Source organism: Allobosea sp. P4_H5, assembly GCF_056400825.1.
In genome coordinates this window covers 150,111-167,472 of the sequence record NZ_JBFUKM010000014.1, presented here as the reverse complement: position 1 = coordinate 167,472, position 17,362 = coordinate 150,111, and the positions used below count along the sequence as shown (strand labels likewise).

At 67.5% G+C, this 17,362-nt stretch carries 13 protein-coding genes; 4 read left to right on the top strand and 9 right to left on the bottom strand.

From position 1 onward, the window contains the following. Positions 1 to 130: 130 nt before the first annotated feature. Positions 131 to 904, bottom strand: a complete 774-nt coding sequence (locus AC1DS0_RS25645; protein WP_476817046.1) for an SDR family oxidoreductase — start codon at positions 902 to 904, stop codon at positions 131 to 133. Between the two features lie 130 nt (positions 905 to 1,034). On the opposite strand from AC1DS0_RS25645, the gene AC1DS0_RS25640 reads away from it, so the two are divergent. Continuing rightward, positions 1,035 to 1,937, top strand: coding sequence for a LysR family transcriptional regulator (locus AC1DS0_RS25640; RefSeq protein ID WP_476817069.1), 903 nt, complete (start codon positions 1,035 to 1,037; stop codon positions 1,935 to 1,937). Here AC1DS0_RS25640 and AC1DS0_RS25635 read toward each other — a convergent pair whose 3' ends face one another. From AC1DS0_RS25635 to AC1DS0_RS25620, 4 genes are all read right to left on the bottom strand, one after another. Beyond that, complete coding sequence (locus AC1DS0_RS25635; RefSeq protein WP_476817045.1) at positions 1,938 to 4,142, bottom strand: 3-hydroxyacyl-CoA dehydrogenase NAD-binding domain-containing protein; 2,205 nt, start codon at positions 4,140 to 4,142, stop codon at positions 1,938 to 1,940. It abuts the gene before it with no gap. A gap of 11 nt (positions 4,143 to 4,153) precedes the next feature. Beyond that, on the bottom strand, positions 4,154 to 5,362 hold the full coding sequence (locus AC1DS0_RS25630) for an acetyl-CoA C-acetyltransferase (protein WP_476817044.1): 1,209 nt from the start codon (positions 5,360 to 5,362) through the stop codon (positions 4,154 to 4,156). A 135-nt stretch (positions 5,363 to 5,497) separates the two neighbouring features. Next, positions 5,498 to 7,294, bottom strand: a complete 1,797-nt coding sequence (locus AC1DS0_RS25625; protein WP_476817043.1) for an acyl-CoA dehydrogenase C-terminal domain-containing protein — start codon at positions 7,292 to 7,294, stop codon at positions 5,498 to 5,500. Positions 7,295 to 7,553: 259 nt separating this feature from the next. Next, positions 7,554 to 8,015, bottom strand: a complete 462-nt coding sequence (locus tag AC1DS0_RS25620; protein ID WP_476817042.1) for a MerR family transcriptional regulator — start codon at positions 8,013 to 8,015, stop codon at positions 7,554 to 7,556. 354 nt (positions 8,016 to 8,369) lie between these two features. Between AC1DS0_RS25620 and AC1DS0_RS25615 the strand changes: the two genes are divergently transcribed. The 3 genes from AC1DS0_RS25615 to AC1DS0_RS25605 all read left to right on the top strand — a co-directional run bounded on the left by AC1DS0_RS25615 (position 8,370) and on the right by AC1DS0_RS25605 (position 13,729). After that, the gene (locus AC1DS0_RS25615) at positions 8,370 to 11,795 is read left to right on the top strand and encodes a hypothetical protein (protein WP_476817041.1); all 3,426 of its coding nucleotides are present in this window, start codon (positions 8,370 to 8,372) and stop codon (positions 11,793 to 11,795) included. 234 nt (positions 11,796 to 12,029) lie between these two features. Further along, positions 12,030 to 12,962, top strand: coding sequence for a sulfite exporter TauE/SafE family protein (locus AC1DS0_RS25610; protein WP_476817040.1), 933 nt, complete (start codon positions 12,030 to 12,032; stop codon positions 12,960 to 12,962). Further along, positions 12,959 to 13,729: a TIGR02186 family protein gene (locus AC1DS0_RS25605; protein ID WP_476817039.1), complete on the top strand. Its 771-nt coding sequence runs from the start codon at positions 12,959 to 12,961 to the stop codon at positions 13,727 to 13,729. Before AC1DS0_RS25610 ends, AC1DS0_RS25605 begins: the two co-directional genes overlap by 4 nt. Before the next feature lie 60 nt (positions 13,730 to 13,789). Here the strand turns inward: AC1DS0_RS25605 and AC1DS0_RS25600 are convergent, their stop codons facing one another. The 4 genes from AC1DS0_RS25600 to fdh3B all read right to left on the bottom strand — a co-directional run bounded on the left by AC1DS0_RS25600 (position 13,790) and on the right by fdh3B (position 17,361). Then, positions 13,790 to 15,043, bottom strand: coding sequence for a molybdopterin molybdotransferase MoeA (locus tag AC1DS0_RS25600; RefSeq protein WP_476817038.1), 1,254 nt, complete (start codon positions 15,041 to 15,043; stop codon positions 13,790 to 13,792). 2 nt (positions 15,044 to 15,045) lie between these two features. Next, complete coding sequence (mobB, locus tag AC1DS0_RS25595; protein WP_476817037.1) at positions 15,046 to 15,576, bottom strand: molybdopterin-guanine dinucleotide biosynthesis protein B; 531 nt, start codon at positions 15,574 to 15,576, stop codon at positions 15,046 to 15,048. A 94-nt stretch (positions 15,577 to 15,670) separates the two neighbouring features. Beyond that, complete coding sequence (locus AC1DS0_RS25590; protein ID WP_476817036.1) at positions 15,671 to 16,675, bottom strand: formate dehydrogenase subunit gamma; 1,005 nt, start codon at positions 16,673 to 16,675, stop codon at positions 15,671 to 15,673. An 89-nt stretch (positions 16,676 to 16,764) separates the two neighbouring features. Beyond that, positions 16,765 to 17,361 (bottom strand): formate dehydrogenase FDH3 subunit beta, encoded by a 597-nt coding sequence (gene fdh3B / locus AC1DS0_RS25585; protein ID WP_326873147.1) that lies wholly within the window; start codon positions 17,359 to 17,361, stop codon positions 16,765 to 16,767. Position 17,362: the final 1 nt, after the last annotated feature.

Genomic DNA, 17,362 nt, shown 5'->3' with positions numbered 1-17,362 from the left:
TTCCTCAACTCGGGAAACCCGCTCGTGCCGTCTTGATAGCCTTGCGAGGATAGACGGGAGCTGAATGAATGCTTCAGCTTTCAGCAAGGAAAGCGGTCGGCCACCTCAGGAAGAATGGCCGACCGGTACCTCACTTCGTCGTGTAGCCGCCATTGACCAGGATGGTCTGGCCGGTCATCCACCAGCCGTCCGAGACGAGGAAGCGGATGAAGGGGACGATGTCCTTGATGTCGGTGAGCCCGGTCTTCGAGAACGCCGACAACGCCGCCGCCGTCTTGTGATAGGCGACCGCATCGGCGCCTTCCGCCGGATAGAAGAAGGGCGTGTCCATCGGGCCCGGGCCGATCGCGGTGACCGAGATGCCGCGCTCGCCGAACTCCTTGGAAGCGGCGCGGGTGAAGTGCTCGACCGGAGCCTTCATGCCAGCATAGGCGGCATAGAACGGGGTGAAGGCGCCGAGCAGCGAGGTCACCAGCGTAGTGATCTTGCCGTTGTCGTTCAGCGCCTTGCCGGCCTCCTTGAGGAAGAAGAAGGCCGATTTGGAGTTCACCGCGGCCATCTCGTCATATTCAGCCTCGCTGATCTCGGCCATCGGCTTCTTCAGCACCTTGCCGACGGTGTTGATCGCGATGTCCGGCCGGCCGACGGCGGCGATGACATCGGCGAAGAGCTTCTCGACGGCGCCGGCAGTGGTGAGATCGGCCTGGAAGGCAGCCGCCTGCGCACCCGCAGCCTTGACGGCGGCCACCGTCGTGTCGGCATCGGCCTTGGTCGCGGCGCTGTTGTAATGGATGGCGACCGCCCTGGCGCCGTGGGCGGCGAGATCGCGAGCGAGCAGTCCGCCGAGATTCTTGGCTCCGCCGGCGATGATGACGGTCTTGCCCTTGATGCTGTGGTCGGCCATGGCCTCGTCTCCTGCTGTCGCTGCGAGCCCTGCCCGCCTCGTCAGCAAGGTAATCAGCCGATTGTTCCGATAAAGCTGGATAGGCTGACATGACTTGTCAGCCAGAGCGAACAATCGCATCGTCCCGGCCATGGACCGGATCGAGCTCTTCGCCACTTTCGCCCGCGTCGTCGAATGCGCCAGCTTCACGCGGGCAGCGGCGACACTCGGCCAGCCGCGCTCCTCGGTCTCGGCGGCGATCCGGTTGCTGGAGGACCGGCTGGGGACGCGGCTGCTGCACCGCACGACCCGCCATGTCGCGCCGACGCAGGACGGGCTCGCCTTCTATGAGCGCTGCCTGAGATTGATCGCCGAGGTCGAGGAAGCCGAGACGCTGTTCCGCAGCGCTGGCGACGGGCCGGCCGGCAAGCTCCGGATCGACGTGCCCGGCCGGATCGGCCGCCTGATCATCGCCCCGGCCCTGCCCGATTTCCTGAACCGCTACCCGAATCTGGCCGTCGAACTCGGTGTCACCGATCGCGCCGTCAATCTGGTCGAAGGCAGCGTCGACTGCGTGCTGCGGGTCGGACCACTCAGCGATTCCAGCCTGATCGCGCGCAATCTCAGCGAGCTCAGGCTGATCAATGTCGCGAGCCCGGCCTATCTCGCGCGGTTTGGGGTGCCGGAAAGCCCGGAAGACCTCTCAGCGCATGAGGCAGTGCATTACGCCTCGCCCTCGACCGGCGCGGTCGAGGACTGGCAATGGCTGGAGGGCGAGCGGCCGCACAGCCGGGCGATGGCCGGCCGCGTCACCGTCAACAGCGCGGAGGCCTATATCGCCTGCTGCCTTGCCGGACTCGGGTTGATCCAGATCCCGGCCTATGACGTCGCCGTGCACCTGGCCGCAGGCGAGCTGGTCGAAGTGATGCCGGAGCACAGGGCCGAGCCGATGCCGGTCGCCCTGCTCTATCCGCACCGGCAGCATTTGTCGCGCCGCCTCAAGGTCTTCGCCGACTGGCTGGAGCCGCTCCTGAGGGAGCGGCTCTTCGCCTGATCAGGCCGCGGCCTTCTTCTCGGCGCTGCCGTAGAAGCTCTCGCCGGTCTTGGCCATGCGCTTCAACAGCCGGTTCGGCTTGAAGCGCTCGCCATGCTTCTTGGCGAGGCTCTCGCAGAGCTTCACGAAGACGGCCGCGCCCATGTTGTCGATGTAGCTCAGCGTGCCACCGCTATAGGGCGCAAAGCCGAAGCCGATGATCGAGCCGACATCGGCCTCGCGCGGATCGGTGACAACGCCTTCCTCATAGGTCTTGGCGGCTTCCAGCGCCTGCGTGACCAGCAGGCGATGCTTCAGCTCCTCCATATCGACCAGCTCGGGTTCGAGCCGGTTCTTGGTGAGCTCAGCGAGGCCGGGCCAGAGCCGCTTGGGACCAGCTTCCGGATAGTCGTAGAAGCCCTTCCTGTTCTTGCGGCCGAGGCGGCCATGCTTCTCGACCATCTCGTTGAGAAGCTTCTCCTGCGCCGGATCCACTGAAGCCTCGCCGAGCTGCGCCTTGGTCGCCTTCAGCACCTTGTAGGCGAGATCGACCGCGACCTCGTCATTGAGCGAGAGCGGGCCGACGGGCATGCCGGCCTGCTTGCCGGCGGCCTCGATCATCGCCGGCGGCACGCCCTCCATCAGCATGAGGTGGCCCTCGCGGATGTAGTTGCCGACGCAGCGATTGGCGTAGAAGCCTCTGACGTCGTTGACGACGATCGGCGTCTTCTTGATGGCCCGGACGAAGTCGAGCGCCATGGCGAGCGCCTTCTTGCCGGTCTTCTTGGCCATGATGATCTCGACCAGCAGCATCTTCTCGACCGGCGAGAAGAAGTGGATGCCGATGAAATTCTTCGGGCGCTCGCTGTGTTCGGCGAGGCCGGTGATCGGCAGCGTCGAGGTGTTGGAGCCGAAGATGGTCTTGGGACCGACCACGGCCTCGACCTTGGCGATGACCTCGGCCTTGACCTTGGGATCCTCGAACACCGCCTCGACGATGAGGTCGCAGCCCTTGAGGTCGGCATAGTCGGCCGAGGCCTTGATCCGGCCGAGCAGCGCGTCGCGATCGGCGGTCTTGGCGCGGCCCTTGGTGATCTGGTCGGTGACCAGCTTGTGCGAATAGGCCTTGCCCTTCTCGGCCGCCTCGATGTCACGATCGACCAGCACGACCTCCAGGCCCGCCAACGCCGTGACATAGGCGACGCCGGCACCCATGAAGCCGGCGCCGACGACGCCGACCTTCTTCAGCTTGCTCGGCGGCACATCGGCCGGGCGACGGGCGCCCTTGTTCAGCTCCTGCATCGAGACGAAGAGCGAGCGGATCATCGAGGCCGCCTCCTTCGTCCGCAGGATCTTGGCGAAGTAGCGGCTCTCGACCTTGAGGGCGAGGTCCATCGGCAGCTGCAGGCCCTCATAGACCGCGCTGAGGATGGCGCGGGCGGCCGGGTAGTTGTCGTTGGTCTCGCGGCGATAGATCGCGCTGGCCGGCGGCCAGATCTGCATGCCGGCCGGCGAATGGACCTTGTTGGAGGGCAGCTTGAACTTCGGGTCCTCCCAGGGCTGCTTGGCCTGCGGGTTGGCTTTCAACCATTCCTTGGCGGCGGCAACGATCTGGTCGCGCGGCAGGACAGCATGGACGAGGCCGGAATTGCGGGCCGGCAGCGCCTTGATCTGGTCGCCCTTGAACATCATCTGCAGCGCGTCGCCGGTCTGCATCAGGCGCGAGACGCGCTGCGTGCCACCGGCGCCGGGGAACAGGCCAACCTTGATCTCGGGCAGACCGACGCGGGTCGAGGCATCATCCGAGACGACGCGGAGCTGGCAGGAGAGCGCGAGCTCGAAGGCTCCGCCGAGGCAGACGCCATGGATCGCCGCCGCAAACGGCTTCCCGCAGGTTTCGAGCTTGCGATAGAGTTGGCTGAGCTTGCGGCTCTCGTCGAAGAAGCGTTGCATCGCGATCTGCTCGCCCTGCTCCTTGGCGAGCTTGACGTAGAGGTCGCGCAAGCCCTGCAGCATGGTGAGGTCGGCGCCGCCGGAGAAGGCTTCCTTGCCGGAGACGATGACGCAGCCCTTGATGGCTTCATCGCCCGCGACCTTGTCGACGACCTGGTTGAGCTCTTCCATCACCTGCGGGGTGATGACGTTCATCGAGCGCTCGGGCATGTCCCAGGTCAGGGTGGCGATGCCGTCGGCGTCGGTCTCGAAGCGGAAATTGACGAGGTTCATCGGCTCTCTCCTCAAACCCGTTCGATGATGGTGGCGACGCCCATGCCGACGGCGACGCAGAGCGTGACCAGCGCGGTCTGCTTGTTGGTGCGCTCGAGCTCGTCGAGCACGGTGCCCAAAATCATCGCGCCGGTGGCACCAAGCGGGTGGCCCATGGCGATGGCGCCGCCATTGACGTTGAGCACGGCGTCATCGATGTCGAAGGCCTGCTGGTAGCGCAGCACGACCGAGGAGAAGGCCTCGTTCAGCTCGAACAGGTCGATGTCCTTGACACTCATCCCGGCCTTTTTCAGCACCAGCTCGGTGACGTCGACCGGGCCGGTCAGCATCAGCGCGAGGTCGGAGCCAGTGGTGGCGAAGGCTTTGATGCGGGCGCGGGGCTTCAGACCCGCGGCCTTGCCGGCCTTCTTCGAGCCGACGAGCACGGCAGCGGCGCCGTCGACGATGCCGGAGGAATTGCCGGCATGGTGGACGTGGTTGACGAACTCGACATCCGGATGCGCCGCGGTCGCGACGGCATCGAAGCCGCCCATCTCGCCCATCTGGACGAAGGAGGCCTTGAGCGAAGCCAGTGCCTGCATGTCGGTGTTCGGGCGGATGGTCTCGTCGCGGTTGAGGATGATCAGGCCGTTGACGTCGGTGACCGGGATCACCGAGTTCTTGAATCGGCCCTCTTCCCAGGCCTTGGCGGCGCGCTTGTGCGAGCGCACGGCATAGGCGTCGACGTCGTCGCGCGAGAAGCCGTACTTCGTCGCGATCAGGTCGGCCGAGACGCCCTGCGGCATGAAATAGGTGTCGATGGCGACGGACGGGTCGACCGCGATGCCGAAGCCCGAGGCGCCCATGCCGATGCGGGACATGCTCTCGACGCCGCCGCCGATCGTCATCTCCTTCTGACCGGACATGACCTGCGCCGCGGCGAGGTTCACCGCATCGAGGCCCGAGGCGCAGAAGCGGTTGATCTGCACGCCCGGCACTTCCTTGCCGTAGCCGGCCTTGAGCGCGACGGTGCGGGCGATGTCGGCGCCGGCCTCGCCGACCGGGTCGACGCAGCCGAAGACAACGTCCTCGACCAGCTTGGTGTCGAGAGTGTTGCGCTCCTTGATGGCGCGCAGGGTCTGCGTGCCCAATTCGATCGCGGTGACTTCGTGGAGCGAACCGTCCGTCTTGCCCTTGCCGCGCGGTGTCCGGACGTGATCGTAGATGAAGGCTTCAGCCATCAAGGCCTCCCGGGCTGGCCGCAATTGCGGCTCGTTTCGGTCCCCGCCGTCATGGCCGGGCTTGGCCCGACCATTTCACGACGAGGCAATTCTGCAAGAGATGCCCGGGCCAAGGCCCGGGCATGAGGTTCACGTTCAGAACTGCTCGGCGCTCAGCGCCATCGTGGTGTCGGAGCCGGAGGTGATCCGCGCCAGATGCGCAGCGGTCTCGGGGAGCGAGCGCTCCATGAAGAAGCGGGCGGTGACGAGCTTGGCGTTCATGCGCTCGGTCGCGCCATTGGCACCGGCCTTGAGCTTGTCCTGCGCGACCTTGGCCATCTTGGCCCACATATAGCCGAGCGAGACCAGGCCGAGCAGATGCATGTAGTCATGCGCGCCGGCGCCGGCATTGTCCGGCTTGGCAAGCGCGTTCTGCATGAACCACATCGTCGCCTGCTGGAGATGGCCGAGCGAGGCGGCGAGCGAAACCAGGAGCGGCTTCAGCGCCTCGTCGCCCTCGTTCTCCTTCACGAAGGCGCCGACCTCGTTGAAGAAGGCCATGATGGCGCGGCCACCATCGCGGCCGAGCTTGCGGCCGACCAGGTCCATCGCCTGCACGCCGTTGGCGCCCTCGTAGATCATGGCGATGCGGGCATCGCGGACGAACTGCTCCATGCCGTGCTCGGCGATGTAGCCATGGCCGCCATACATCTGCTGGGCCTTCACCGCATTGTCGAAGCCGACATCGGTGAGCACGCCCTTGAGTACCGGCGTCATCAGGCCGAGCTGGTCGTCGGCGGCCTGGCGCTCGGCGTCATCGCCGGAGCGGTGAGCGACGTCGGACTTGATCGCGTTCCAGATGACGAAGGCGCGGGCAGCTTCGTTGAAGGCCTTGATCGACATCAGCGTACGGCGCACGTCCGGATGGACGAACAGCGGATCGGCCGGCTTGTCGGGGTTCTTGGAACCGGTCAGCGCCCGTCCCTGCAGGCGGTCCTTGGCGTAGGCGACAGCGTTCTGATAGGCGACCTCGGACTGGGCCAGCCCCTGGATCGCGACGCCGAGGCGAGCCTCGTTCATCATCACGAACATGGCGTTGAGGCCCTTGTTCTCGGTCCCGATCAGCCAGCCCCTGGCCCCGTCATAGTTCATGACGCAGGTCGAATTGCCGTGAATGCCCATCTTGTGCTCGATCGAGCCGCAGGAGACATGGTTGTTCGCGCCGACCGATCCGTCGGAACCGACCTCGTTGCGCGGCACGACGAAGAGCGAGATGCCCTTGACGCCCTGGGGGGCGCCCTCGATGCGGGCGAGCACGAGATGGATGATGTTCTCGGTGATGTCCTGCTCGCCGGCCGAGATGAAGATCTTGGTGCCGGTGATGGCATAGGAGCCGTCGCCGTTCGGCACGGCCTTGGTCTTGATCAGGCCGAGATCGGTGCCGCAATGCGGCTCGGTCAGGTTCATCGTGCCCGACCAGGTACCCTCGGCCATCTTTGGCAGATAGGTGCGCTTCTGCTCGTCGGAGCCGTGGACATAGAGCGCGGCCATCGCGCCCATCGTCAGGCCTGGATACATGGCGAAAGCCATGTTCGCCGACGAAGAGAACTCGTTCATGATGGCGCCGAGCGTGTACGGCAGGCCCTGGCCGCCGTATTCGGGATCCATCGCGAGCCCGACCCAGCCGCCGGCGGCGTAGGCTTCATAGGCCTGCTTGAAGCCCTTCGGCGTCGTCACCGAGCCGTCGGCATTGCGCTTGCAGCCTTCCTGATCGCCGGAATGGTTGATCGGCTGCAGCACCTCCTCGCAGAGCTTGGCGCCTTCGCCGAGCACGGCCTCGACCAGGTCCGGCGTCGCCTCGGCAAAGCCCGGGAGGTTGTTGTAGCGCTCGAACTGGAAGACGTCGTTGAGCAGGAACAGCGTGTCCTCGACAGGCGCCTTGTAGACCGGCATCGCATCCCTCCCTGGCGTTTCGTGCAGTCTTTGTGACGAAGCTTGCCGGCTCGATATGACAGCGGCGCTTCGAGATAGTTCATATATAAACTATCTAGTCACAGCTTGCCAAGGGGCCAGCCCACTTTTTCTTCCGGACAGCGTCGTCGGGTGAGATTGGCGCGCCGCACGCGGTACGTGCAAACGAAAAATGCCCCGAACCGGCGAGGGTTCAGGGCATCGTGATCGTAGCGGGTGCCGGTCTCAGGACCGGGCGGCGTCAGGCGTCGAGGCTCGCGAGCGTGGCCTCGAGCTCGGCGATAGCGGTCTCGATCTCGGTACGCTGGCTGCGCAGCAATTCGAGTTGCTCGGCGATCTGGCTGCGGCTGAGCTGCAGGCCCCCGACCGAGGCGGACGGTTCCTTGCCCTTGATCTCCTTGCCTTCCTCGTTGGCGAGCATGGCGCGGATCTCGACCAGGGTGAAGCCGAGCTGCTTGCCCTTGAGGATGAGGGCGAGCCGGGCGCGGTCGCGGCCGGAATAGATCCGGGTCAGGCCGGAACGGGCTGGCGCGAGCAGGCCGCGCGATTCGTAGAAGCGCAGCGTGCGCAGGGTGACGCCGAATTCGCGGGCGAGGTCGCTGATGGTGAAGCCATCGGCTTCGGCGGGATTCGTGGTCTGCGGGGAGGCGGAGCGGCCGTCGTGACTTGGTGTGGCCGCCAGAGCTGAGCTTTGGCGCGGCATGTCTGATCCTTAAGGTTGCGGAGCGGGGACGGCTACCCATTGGAGGGCGCCCCTGCGTTGCCGGCAATGTACGCGCGACGGCTCCCTTACGTCACGTCGTTAGCCGCCGGCCGGGGGTAAGTTACCGTTATGCCCGGCCCGGGCAACCTGCCTCGGCAGGCGTTTCCGGAAAATTAACGTCCAGCCCCTCGATCTTAACGCTCTATTTACCGTGACGGCGAAAAGTCAGTGCCGCGGTCTCCAGTATCGTTCGCATCAACCCGATGTTCATGATTGCCGAGATCGCAAGGGCGCCGCCGCCTGAGGGGGTTGCGAGCGCCTTTGGTCGAGATTGCCCCTCGAGGCGAGCGTGACATGGCGACCAGCCTGCCCTGGAGCGTCAAGGGCGTCGATCCGCGCACACGCGACGCGGCGAAGGCGGCCGCGCGTCGCGCCGGGATGACGCTCGGCGAGTGGCTCGACAACAAGATTCGCGAAGAGGCCGGAGAGCCGGAGATCGTCGCACAGGACGCCGAGGAGCAGGACATCGCCGCGCTCTCCGAGCGCCTTGCCCGCCTCTCCCAGGGCGGCATGCAGACGGCTGCGGCCCCGCAGGCCGCCCCAGCCAGACCCGAGTTCACGCGCGACCGCATGGACGCGTTCATAACCCAGGCCGCCATGGCCGAGCGCCTGACGCGCGACAGCAATGCGCGCACCGCAAGCGCTCTCGACTCGATCGCACAATGGATGGAGCGCACCGAGGGCCGCCTGTCGCATGGCGAGCGCGCCACGGTCGAGCGCCAGGAGCGCGCCACCGCCGTGATCGCCGACGCGATCAAGACGATGGGCACCCGTCTCAGCGACATCGAACGCCGGGCCGAGGAGGTGAGCCGCAGGCCGGCTGCGCCACCCCCGCCCCCGCCGCAAGCCACGCGCCCGGTCGTGCTCAGCCGCGACGGCCTCGCCGCCGCCGTGTCCGACATCCGTTCGCGCCAGCGCGCCCTCGACGGCGATGCGCGCGCCGCCGCCTTCGAGCGGCCTGTCGCTGCCGCGCCGACGCTCGCGAGCCTGCGCGAGGATCTGCGCCAGCTGAACGATCGCATCGCCCCGGCCCAGCCGGCGATGCGGCTCGAGGAGCAGCGCGCCGCCTACAAGCCGCTCGAACGGGCGATCGGCGAGCTCGGAGCCAGGCTCGACCGTCTCGACGGGCGTGAGCGACTCGACCCCGTCCTGAAGCCGCTGGCGCGGATCGAGGCCGAGATCGGCCGCCTGTCCGACGGGCGCTCACAGGAAAGCTACAACCGCTTCGAGCTCGAAGTCGCCCATCTCGCCGCCAAGGTCGATGCGCTCGCCGCACGCGGCGGCGACCGCCAGACGATCGCTCCGATCCTGAGCGAACTGGCCGAGTTGCGAGAGATCGTCTCCACTCCGGACGGCCGGCGCTTCGACGACCTGTCGCTGCAGCTCAACGCGCTGACCTCGGATGTCGGGCGCCTGCGCGACGACACCCGCGACCTGCGCAGCCTGTCGCTGGCGATCGAGGATGTGCGCGAGAGCCTGCACACCGATCGCCTGCGCGAGCGTACCGGTGACAGCGCCCCGCTGCTGGCCCTGTCGCGCCAGGTCGAATCGCTCGCCCAGAAGCTCGACTCGCTGCCGACGATGAAGACCTCGGTGATCGACGGGCAGGTCGACCAGCTCGTCGCCCGCCTCGGCGAACTCGACGCCATCGGCCGCCCGGCCTCCAACGAGCTCGCCGGGCGCATCGAATCGCTGGTGATCAAGCTCGAAGACCTGGCCGACCGGCCGCCAAGCCGGCTCGAAGACCGGATCGAGACGCTGACCGATCGCGTCGAGCAGCTCGCCGCGTCGGGCAGGCTCGCCCAGATGGTGGACGATGGCGGCGCGCCCCTCGCTCGGGTCGATATGCGCCCGGTCGAGGACATGCTGCGCGGCCTCGCCGCCAAGATCGACGAGGCCGGCCGGCCCGGCGCCGGCTCCGATTCCTTCGATGCGCTCGAACGCCAGATCGCCGGCCTGACCCAGCGGCTGGACCAGCAGGCCGCGACCCGCTCGGCCGAAAACGGCATCGAGCGGACGCTGCAGGACCTCGTCGTCCATCTCCAGGGCATGCGCGAGGACACCACGGCAGCGGCCGAGCGCGCGGCGCGCGCCGCCATGGCCGACCTGCCGCCGTCTCGCGGCGCCAGCCTGTCAGAGCTCAGCGACCTGATGAGCGGCCTGCGCGAGACCCATGTCTCGACCGGACGCGAGACCCAGGATGCGATCGGCGCCGTGCACCGGACGCTGGAGACCATCATCGGTCGCCTCGGCGATCTCGAAGCCGAGCTGGGCGACGACCGGCGCGGCGGCGCACCCACGCCGCGCGTGCGCACGCCTGCTGCGGCCGACGAGATCAAGGCGGTGGCTCCCGCCGTCCCGATGGCCGAGCGCTTCGCCGCCGAGACGCGCCTGCCGCGCACCGGCGGGCTCGACCTGCCGCTGGAGCCGGGCTCCGGCAGGCCGCGCCCCGAGGCACCAGCCCCGCAGGGCAATGATCCGCAGGCCGTCCGCCAGAGCCTGATCGCCGCGGCGCGTCGCTCGGCCAAGGCCGCCAGCGACGCTGCGGCTACCAACCCGGCCGCGACCGAGACGACCAAGCCCGGCAAGGCGGCCAAGTCCGCCTCCGGCAGCGGGCGCCTCAAGGAGATTCTCGAAAAGCGCCGGCGGCCGCTGCTGCTCGGCCTCGCCGCGCTGGTTCTCGCGATCGGCGCCGCCCAGGTCTTCTCCAGCAGCCAGCAGGGCAGCGCCAAGAAGCAGGTGGTGAACGAGAGCAGCAGCCGGACCGAAACGGCCCGGCCCGGCCCCGCCGAAGTTCCTGCAGCCAAGACAGCCCCGCAAGGGGCCCCGACTGAGCCGGCGGCACCGCCGGTGAAGGACCAGAGCTCGGCCCTGCCGCCGTTGCAGATCGGCACGACGCCGGCGCAAGCCGCTATTCCCGCGCCGGCCCAGACGGCGAGTGCCGAGTCGCCGCCGCCGGCAGCCTCCGTGCCCTCCATGGTGGCCTCGCTGCCGCTGCAGAGCCCGTCCGAAGCGGTCGAGACCGTCACCGGCATCGGCGAGCTGCCCCCGACTGCGGGCACCACCGGCCTGCGCAAGGCGGCGCTCGCGGGCGATGCCCGCGCCGTCTACCAGATCGCAGCCCAGGCGGCCGACGGCCCCGGCAACCGCGACCCGAAGCTGGCGCTGCGCCTGTTCGAGCGCGCCGCCGTCGCCGGTCTCGGGCCCGCGCAGTTCCGCCTCGGCAACATGTTCGAGAAGGGCATCGGTACCAACCGCGACCCGGCGCTGGCCAAGGTCTGGTATGGGCGCGCCGCCGAACGCGGCAACGCCAAGGCGATGCACAATCTCGCAGTGCTCTACGCCGAAGGCGCCGGCGGCAAGCCGGACTACGCCACGGCGACCGACTGGTTCCGCCGCGCCGCCGAGCATGGCGTGCGCGACAGCCAGTACAACCTCGCCATCCTGCTCGGCCGTGGGCTCGGCGCTCCGGCCGATCTTGGCCAGTCCTATCGCTGGTTCGCCATCGCGGCAGCCCAGGGCGACGAGGATGCCGGCCGCAAGCGCGACGAGGTGGCGAGCCGGCTGCCGGCCGGTGATCTCGCCGCCGCCAAGGCGGCGGCGGAGAGCTGGAAGCCGAAGCCGCTGGAAGCGAATGCCAACGAGGTCACGCAGCCGGCCAAGGGCTGGGACGAGCCGCCGGTCGCCGCCAAAAAGCCGGCCAAGCCGAGCCGCGGCTGAGCTTTCGGTGCAGGCCGGACCTGCACCGAAAGCCACTCAAAACTGCACAAATTGAAAAGGTTTCCGCTGTAGCGTCACCGCTACGGCGTGATTTCCGTTTGGCCGGTCTCGGCTGAGCAGCAGAAATTCGTGCCGGCTCAGCACGTCGGGCATGTTCTCGTCGCAAAAGTCGTATCCACTTTTGCGGCCATGCTCGACATGGGGTGGCATCGACGGCCGGCAAGGTTTGGAAGCGTGCAGATCTATCTCCCGATCGCGGAACTGCCGATCAGCATTTTCCTGGTGCTCGGGCTGAGCGGCGCGGTCGGCTTCATCTCCGGCTTGTTCGGCGTCGGCGGCGGCTTCCTGCTGACGCCCCTGCTGATCTTCCTCGACATCCCCCCGGCCGTCGCGGTCGCGACCGTCGCCGCGCAGGTCGCCGGCTCCTCGATGACCGGCGTGCTGACCTACTGGCGACGCAACGCGCTCGACTTCAAGCTCGGCGGCGTCCTGGTCACCGGCGGCATAGTCGGCACGATTATGGGCGTGCTGTTCTTCAACTCGATGCGGCGACTCGGCCAGCTCGAGCTGGTGATCACCCTGGCCTATGTCACGCTCTTCACCTGCATCGGCGGGTTGATGCTGTTCGACGCGGTGCGTGCCGCGCTGCGCGACCGCAGGGGCAAGCCGGCCCGTCGCCTGCGCGAAGCCGGCTCGCACCCGCCCTGGATGGGCCTGCCGCTGCGCATGCGCTTCCCGCGCTCCCAGCTCTATGCCAGCGTGATCCCGATCGCGGCGCTCGCCGTGATCATCGGCTTCATCGGCGCCGTGCTCGGCGTCGGCGGCGGTTTCATGCTCGTGCCGGCGCTGATCTATTTCTTCCGCATCCCGCCGGCCGTCGTGGTCGGCACCTCGCTGTTCCAGATCCTGGTCACCATGACCGGCGCGACGGTGCTGCACGCCGTCACCAACCAATCGGTCGACATCATCCTGGCGATGCTGCTGCTGGTCGGCGGCGTCATCGGCGCGCAGTTCGGCGGCCGGGCAGCGCGCAATCTCAACGTCTCCTCGTTCCGGCTGCTGCTGGCGCTGCTGATCCTCTCGGTCGGCCTGCGCTTCGCGGTCGAGCTCTTCCTGCCTCCGAGCGAGCCCTATTCGGTGGTCGTGCCGGAAGGAGCGCAGCGATGAGACATGCGGCGCTCGCCCTCATAGCGGCCTGCCTCGCGGCCCTCGCTTCCCTCCCCGCGAAGGCCGAGGCGCTGATCGCGGCACTGTCGACCCACCGGATCGCGATCGCCTCCAACTTCACCGGCGACCAGCTCGCGGTATTCGGCCTGGTCGAGCGCGATGGCCGTTCCGTCGCGCGAGCCGACCCCTACGACATCGTCGTCACCGTCCGCGGCCCGCGGCGCATGCTGATCGTGCGCGAGAAGGAGCGCGTCGGCCCGCTCTGGATCAACCGCACCCAGCGCCGCTTCCCGGACCGCTCGATCTATCTCTCGGTCGCGACCAACCGGCCGATCAAGGAGATCCTGTCGGAAGAGGCAGCGCGGCGCGACAAGATCGGCCTGGCCAATGCGCAGCGCACACCGACGGGCTTCGACTTCGAACTCGATATCGCCCGCTTTCGCGAAGCGCTGATCCGGACGCTCGAAGGCAAGCAACTCTATGCGCTGGACGAACGAGGCGTGACCTTCCTGTCACCGGCCCTGTTCAGCTCGCAGATCAAGATCCCCGCGATCGCGCCAACCGGGCCCTATGAGGTCGAGGTCCTGCTCTATGCCGGCGGCTCGATCCTGGCGCGCCAGACCACCAATTTCGAGGTGGTGAAAACCGGCGCAGAACAGCGCATGACCTCGGCCGCACATGACCGGCCGCTTCTCTACGGCCTGGCGACCGTCACGGTGGCGCTGCTGCTGGGCTGGCTGGCGACGGTGATCTTCCGGCGCGACTGAGCTTTGGATTGCACATCGGATTGCTTCGAATAAGTGGATACGACTTTTCGGTCCGATGCTTCAGCCCGACAGCATCTCATAGGCGAGGAAGGGCGCGATCGTGCCTTCCGCTACGCTCGTCAGCTCGTCGGCGAGCTCAACCAGCCCGTCAGTCTCGGTCAGCGAGGTCAGCACGCCGGCGCCATCGCGTGGGTGCTTGCGCGCCACGGCGATGCCGTCCGGCCCGCGAGCCAGCGAGACACGGACGTATTCGCGTCGACCCGCCTTCTTCTTATAGGGAAAGCCGAGCCTGACCGGCAGTCCATGCAGCCTGATCGGTTGCGTGCCTGAGAGCAACGCGATCACGGTGCGGGCAACGAAGGCGAAGGTGACGAAGACCGCGACGGGATTGCCGGGCAGGCCGATGAAGGGCGTGCCGGCGACGAGCCCCATCGCGACCGGCCGGCCGGGCTTGATCGCGACCCGCCAGAAGGCGAGTTCGCCGGCGCGCTCGACCGCCGCCTTGACGTGGTCCTCCTCGCCGGTGGAGACGCCGCCCGAGGTCAGGATCAGGTCGCAGCTTTCCGCAGCCTGGAGCAGTCGTGCGGCGAGGCTCTCCGGCTCATCCTTGAGGATGCCGAGATCGACGACCTCCGCTCCGGCGCGGGCGACGAGCGCGCGCAACAAGCTGCGATTGGCATCATAGATTCCGGCCGGCGGCAGTGCCGTGCCAGGCTCGTTAAGCTCATCCCCGGTCGAGAAGATCGCCACGCGGACGCGGCGGCGCACAACGACTTCCGTCAGGCCGAGCGCGGCGAGCAGCGCCAGATCCTGAGGGCGCAGGCGCCGGCCGGCGGCCAGCGCGACCTGGCCGCGCGGCAGGTCTTCGCCCGCCGGCCGGGCGTTGGCGCCACGCTTCAGCCCTGGCGGCAGGATGACCGCGCCAGCCTCCAGCGTGACGTCCTCCTGCATGAAGACGGTATCGGCACCCGCCGGCATCGGCGCGCCGGTAAAAACGCGCACGGCCATCCCCGCCGTCGCGACGCCGGCGGCGTCGGCGCCGGCAGCAACCCGGCCCGAGAGCGGCAGCTTGGTCTCACCAGCTGTGGCAAGGTCGGCGAAACGCACCGCATAACCGTCGACGGCAGAATTGGTGAAAGGCGGCAGATCGAGCGGCGCGACGACATCCTGCGCCAGCACGCGCCCATCTGCCGCGGGGAGCGGGATCGTCTCGATGCCGGTCACCGCTGCGATGCGCTCGGCGGCATGTTCGGCCGCCTGCTCGATCGTCAGCATCGGCCCGAAGGCGTCGGCATCCGCGCTGAGCTGCGCCATCGTCAGAGTTCCTCTTTCGCCCGGGCCAGCACCGTGTCGAGCTGCTGTGCATTGGCGAAGAGACAATCGGCGATGGCGGCGACGTCGTCGAGCCCGATCACCGGGCGACCGGCATCCGGAAAGGCGGTGTCGCTGGCGATCGCGACGATGCTCGAATCGTCCGGATGCAAGGGCGGCTTATCGTTGGCGGCGCGATAGATCTCGAGCTTGGCGTGCGGATCGCGCTTGAAGCCCTCGACGATGACAAGATCGACCGGCGACAGCCGCGCCAGCAGCTCCGGCAGCGCCGCTTCCGGCTCGTCGCGCAATTCGCGCAGCAGCGCCCAGCGCTTGACCGATGAGATCAGCACCTCGGAGGCCCCGGCCTGCCGGTGCGCCCACGAATCCTTGCCGGGCGTGTCGAGATCGAAGGCGTGATGGGCGTGCTTGATCGTCGAGACCCTGACGCCGCGGCGATTGAACTCCGGGATCAGCTTTGTGAGGAGCGTCGTCTTGCCGGCTCCGCTCCAGCCCGCCAGTCCGATCACGCGCATCGACAACGACATCCTCAAAAAGACAAAGCCGGGCGCGAGACGCGCCCGGCTGTCATCGTGCAAATGCCGTCAGCCGGTCAAGCGCGGCAAAAGTTCACTCTGCCGGCTGCAGCTTGCCGTCATGGACGTGCCCCTTCTTCATCTCCTCGGCGACCCAGAGCGAATGGTGCTCCCTGGCCCAGTTGAGATCGACCTCGCCGGAGCCCATCGCGTCGAAGGCGCCCTCCATGCCGACCGTGCCGATATAGATGTGGGCGAGGATGGCGGCGACCATCAGCACGCCGACGATGCCGTGGACCACGTTCCAGAATTGCAGGTTGAGCACGCCGCCGGCCGTCGCGGGGAAGAGCAGATAGACGCCCGAGACCCCGAGTGCAGCGCCGCCGATGACTACGGTCCAGAACACGATCTTCTGGCCGCCATTGAAGCGCTTGGCCGGCGGGTGGCCCTTGCCGACGATGCCGCCGCCGGCCGCGAACCAGCGGACGTCGACCATGCCGGGAATGTTGTCCTTGATCCAGATCAGGAACATCAGCGCGATGCCGAGCATGAACGGCCAGGCGAGATAGTTGTGCGCCCATTTCGCCACGATCGAGACGTTGGTGAACGCCTCCGGCCCAACCAGCGGCAGCAGCAGCGCCTTGCCGAAGGTGACGTTCAAGCCCGACAGCGCCAGCACGATGAAGCAGGCGGCAGTGAGCCAGTGGACGAAGCGCTCGAAGCCGTTGAAGCGCGTCAGCGTCTGCCCGGAGGGACCGCCCTCGATCCGGATGCGGCCGCGAATGAGATAGAAGGCGATCAGCGCAATCAGCATGCCGAGCACCGCGACCGCGCCGATCCTGGTCATGGTGTTCTGGTGGAAGGCGCGCCATTCGCGACCGGCGGGGCGCTCCAGCGTCGCGGCCTTGGTGTCGGGGATGGTGATGCGGCCCTGCAACTCGGCCGAAGGGTTACCCTTCAGCGCATCGAGGAACTGCTTCTCCCTGACCGAATCGGCGGTCGGGTTGATCTGCTGGGCGGAGCCCGGCTGGGCGAAGCCGACCGCGATGGCGAGCAGCAGCGCCGTGACGAGGAAGCGGAGATGAGCGCGCAGCGACATTGCGGCATCCTTTTCGCGAAGGCAGCGTCAACCTGGGGAAGAACGCACCCGACCTTTTGCCAGGCCGTGATGCGCCCCCCTCCCCCAGCTCAGATCGTGATGGTTTCCCGATAGGCGGTCTGCCAGCCCCAGGCTCCCGAGCCGTAGCCGCGCTTGACCACGCGTTCCTTGTAGATCTGCGCGATCACCTCGCCGTCGCCGGCGAGCAGCGACTTGGTCGAGCACATCTCGGCGCAAAGCGGCAGCTTGCCCTCGGCGAGACGGTTCGAGCCGTATTTCTGGTACTCGGCCGGTGACAGGTCGACCTCCGGGCCGCCGGAGCAATAGGTGCACTTGTCCATCTTGCCGCGCGAGCCGAAATTGCTGACCTTTGGATATTGCGGGGCGCCGAACGGGCAGGCGTAGAAGCAGTAGCCGCAGCCGATGCACAGGTCCTTGTTGTGCAGCACGACACCGTCGGCGGTGTTGTAGAAGCAGTCGACCGGACAGACAGCCATGCAGGGTGCGTCCGTGCAATGCATGCAGGCCATCGAGACCGAGCGCTCGCCGGGCTTGCCGTCATTGATGGTGACGACGCGCCGGCGGTTGATGCCCCAGGGCACGTCGTTCTCGTTCTTGCAGGCGGTGACGCAGGCGTTGCATTCGATGCAGCGGTCGGCGTCGCAGAGGAATTTCATCCGGGCCATG

Coding starts and splice junctions, on each gene's coding strand:
- AC1DS0_RS25645 (WP_476817046.1), bottom strand. CDS start 904: ATGGCCGACCACAGCATCAAGGGCAAGACCGTCATCATCGCCGGCGGA.
- AC1DS0_RS25640 (WP_476817069.1), top strand. CDS start 1,035: ATGGACCGGATCGAGCTCTTCGCCACTTTCGCCCGCGTCGTCGAATGC.
- AC1DS0_RS25635 (WP_476817045.1), bottom strand. CDS start 4,142: ATGAACCTCGTCAATTTCCGCTTCGAGACCGACGCCGACGGCATCGCC.
- AC1DS0_RS25630 (WP_476817044.1), bottom strand. CDS start 5,362: ATGGCTGAAGCCTTCATCTACGATCACGTCCGGACACCGCGCGGCAAG.
- AC1DS0_RS25625 (WP_476817043.1), bottom strand. CDS start 7,294: ATGCCGGTCTACAAGGCGCCTGTCGAGGACACGCTGTTCCTGCTCAAC.
- AC1DS0_RS25620 (WP_476817042.1), bottom strand. CDS start 8,015: ATGCCGCGCCAAAGCTCAGCTCTGGCGGCCACACCAAGTCACGACGGC.
- AC1DS0_RS25615 (WP_476817041.1), top strand. CDS start 8,370: ATGGCGACCAGCCTGCCCTGGAGCGTCAAGGGCGTCGATCCGCGCACA.
- AC1DS0_RS25605 (WP_476817039.1), top strand. CDS start 12,959: ATGAGACATGCGGCGCTCGCCCTCATAGCGGCCTGCCTCGCGGCCCTC.
- AC1DS0_RS25600 (WP_476817038.1), bottom strand. CDS start 15,043: ATGGCGCAGCTCAGCGCGGATGCCGACGCCTTCGGGCCGATGCTGACG.
- mobB (WP_476817037.1), bottom strand. CDS start 15,576: ATGCGCGTGATCGGACTGGCGGGCTGGAGCGGAGCCGGCAAGACGACG.
- AC1DS0_RS25590 (WP_476817036.1), bottom strand. CDS start 16,675: ATGTCGCTGCGCGCTCATCTCCGCTTCCTCGTCACGGCGCTGCTGCTC.
- fdh3B (WP_326873147.1), bottom strand. CDS start 17,361: ATGGCCCGGATGAAATTCCTCTGCGACGCCGACCGCTGCATCGAATGC.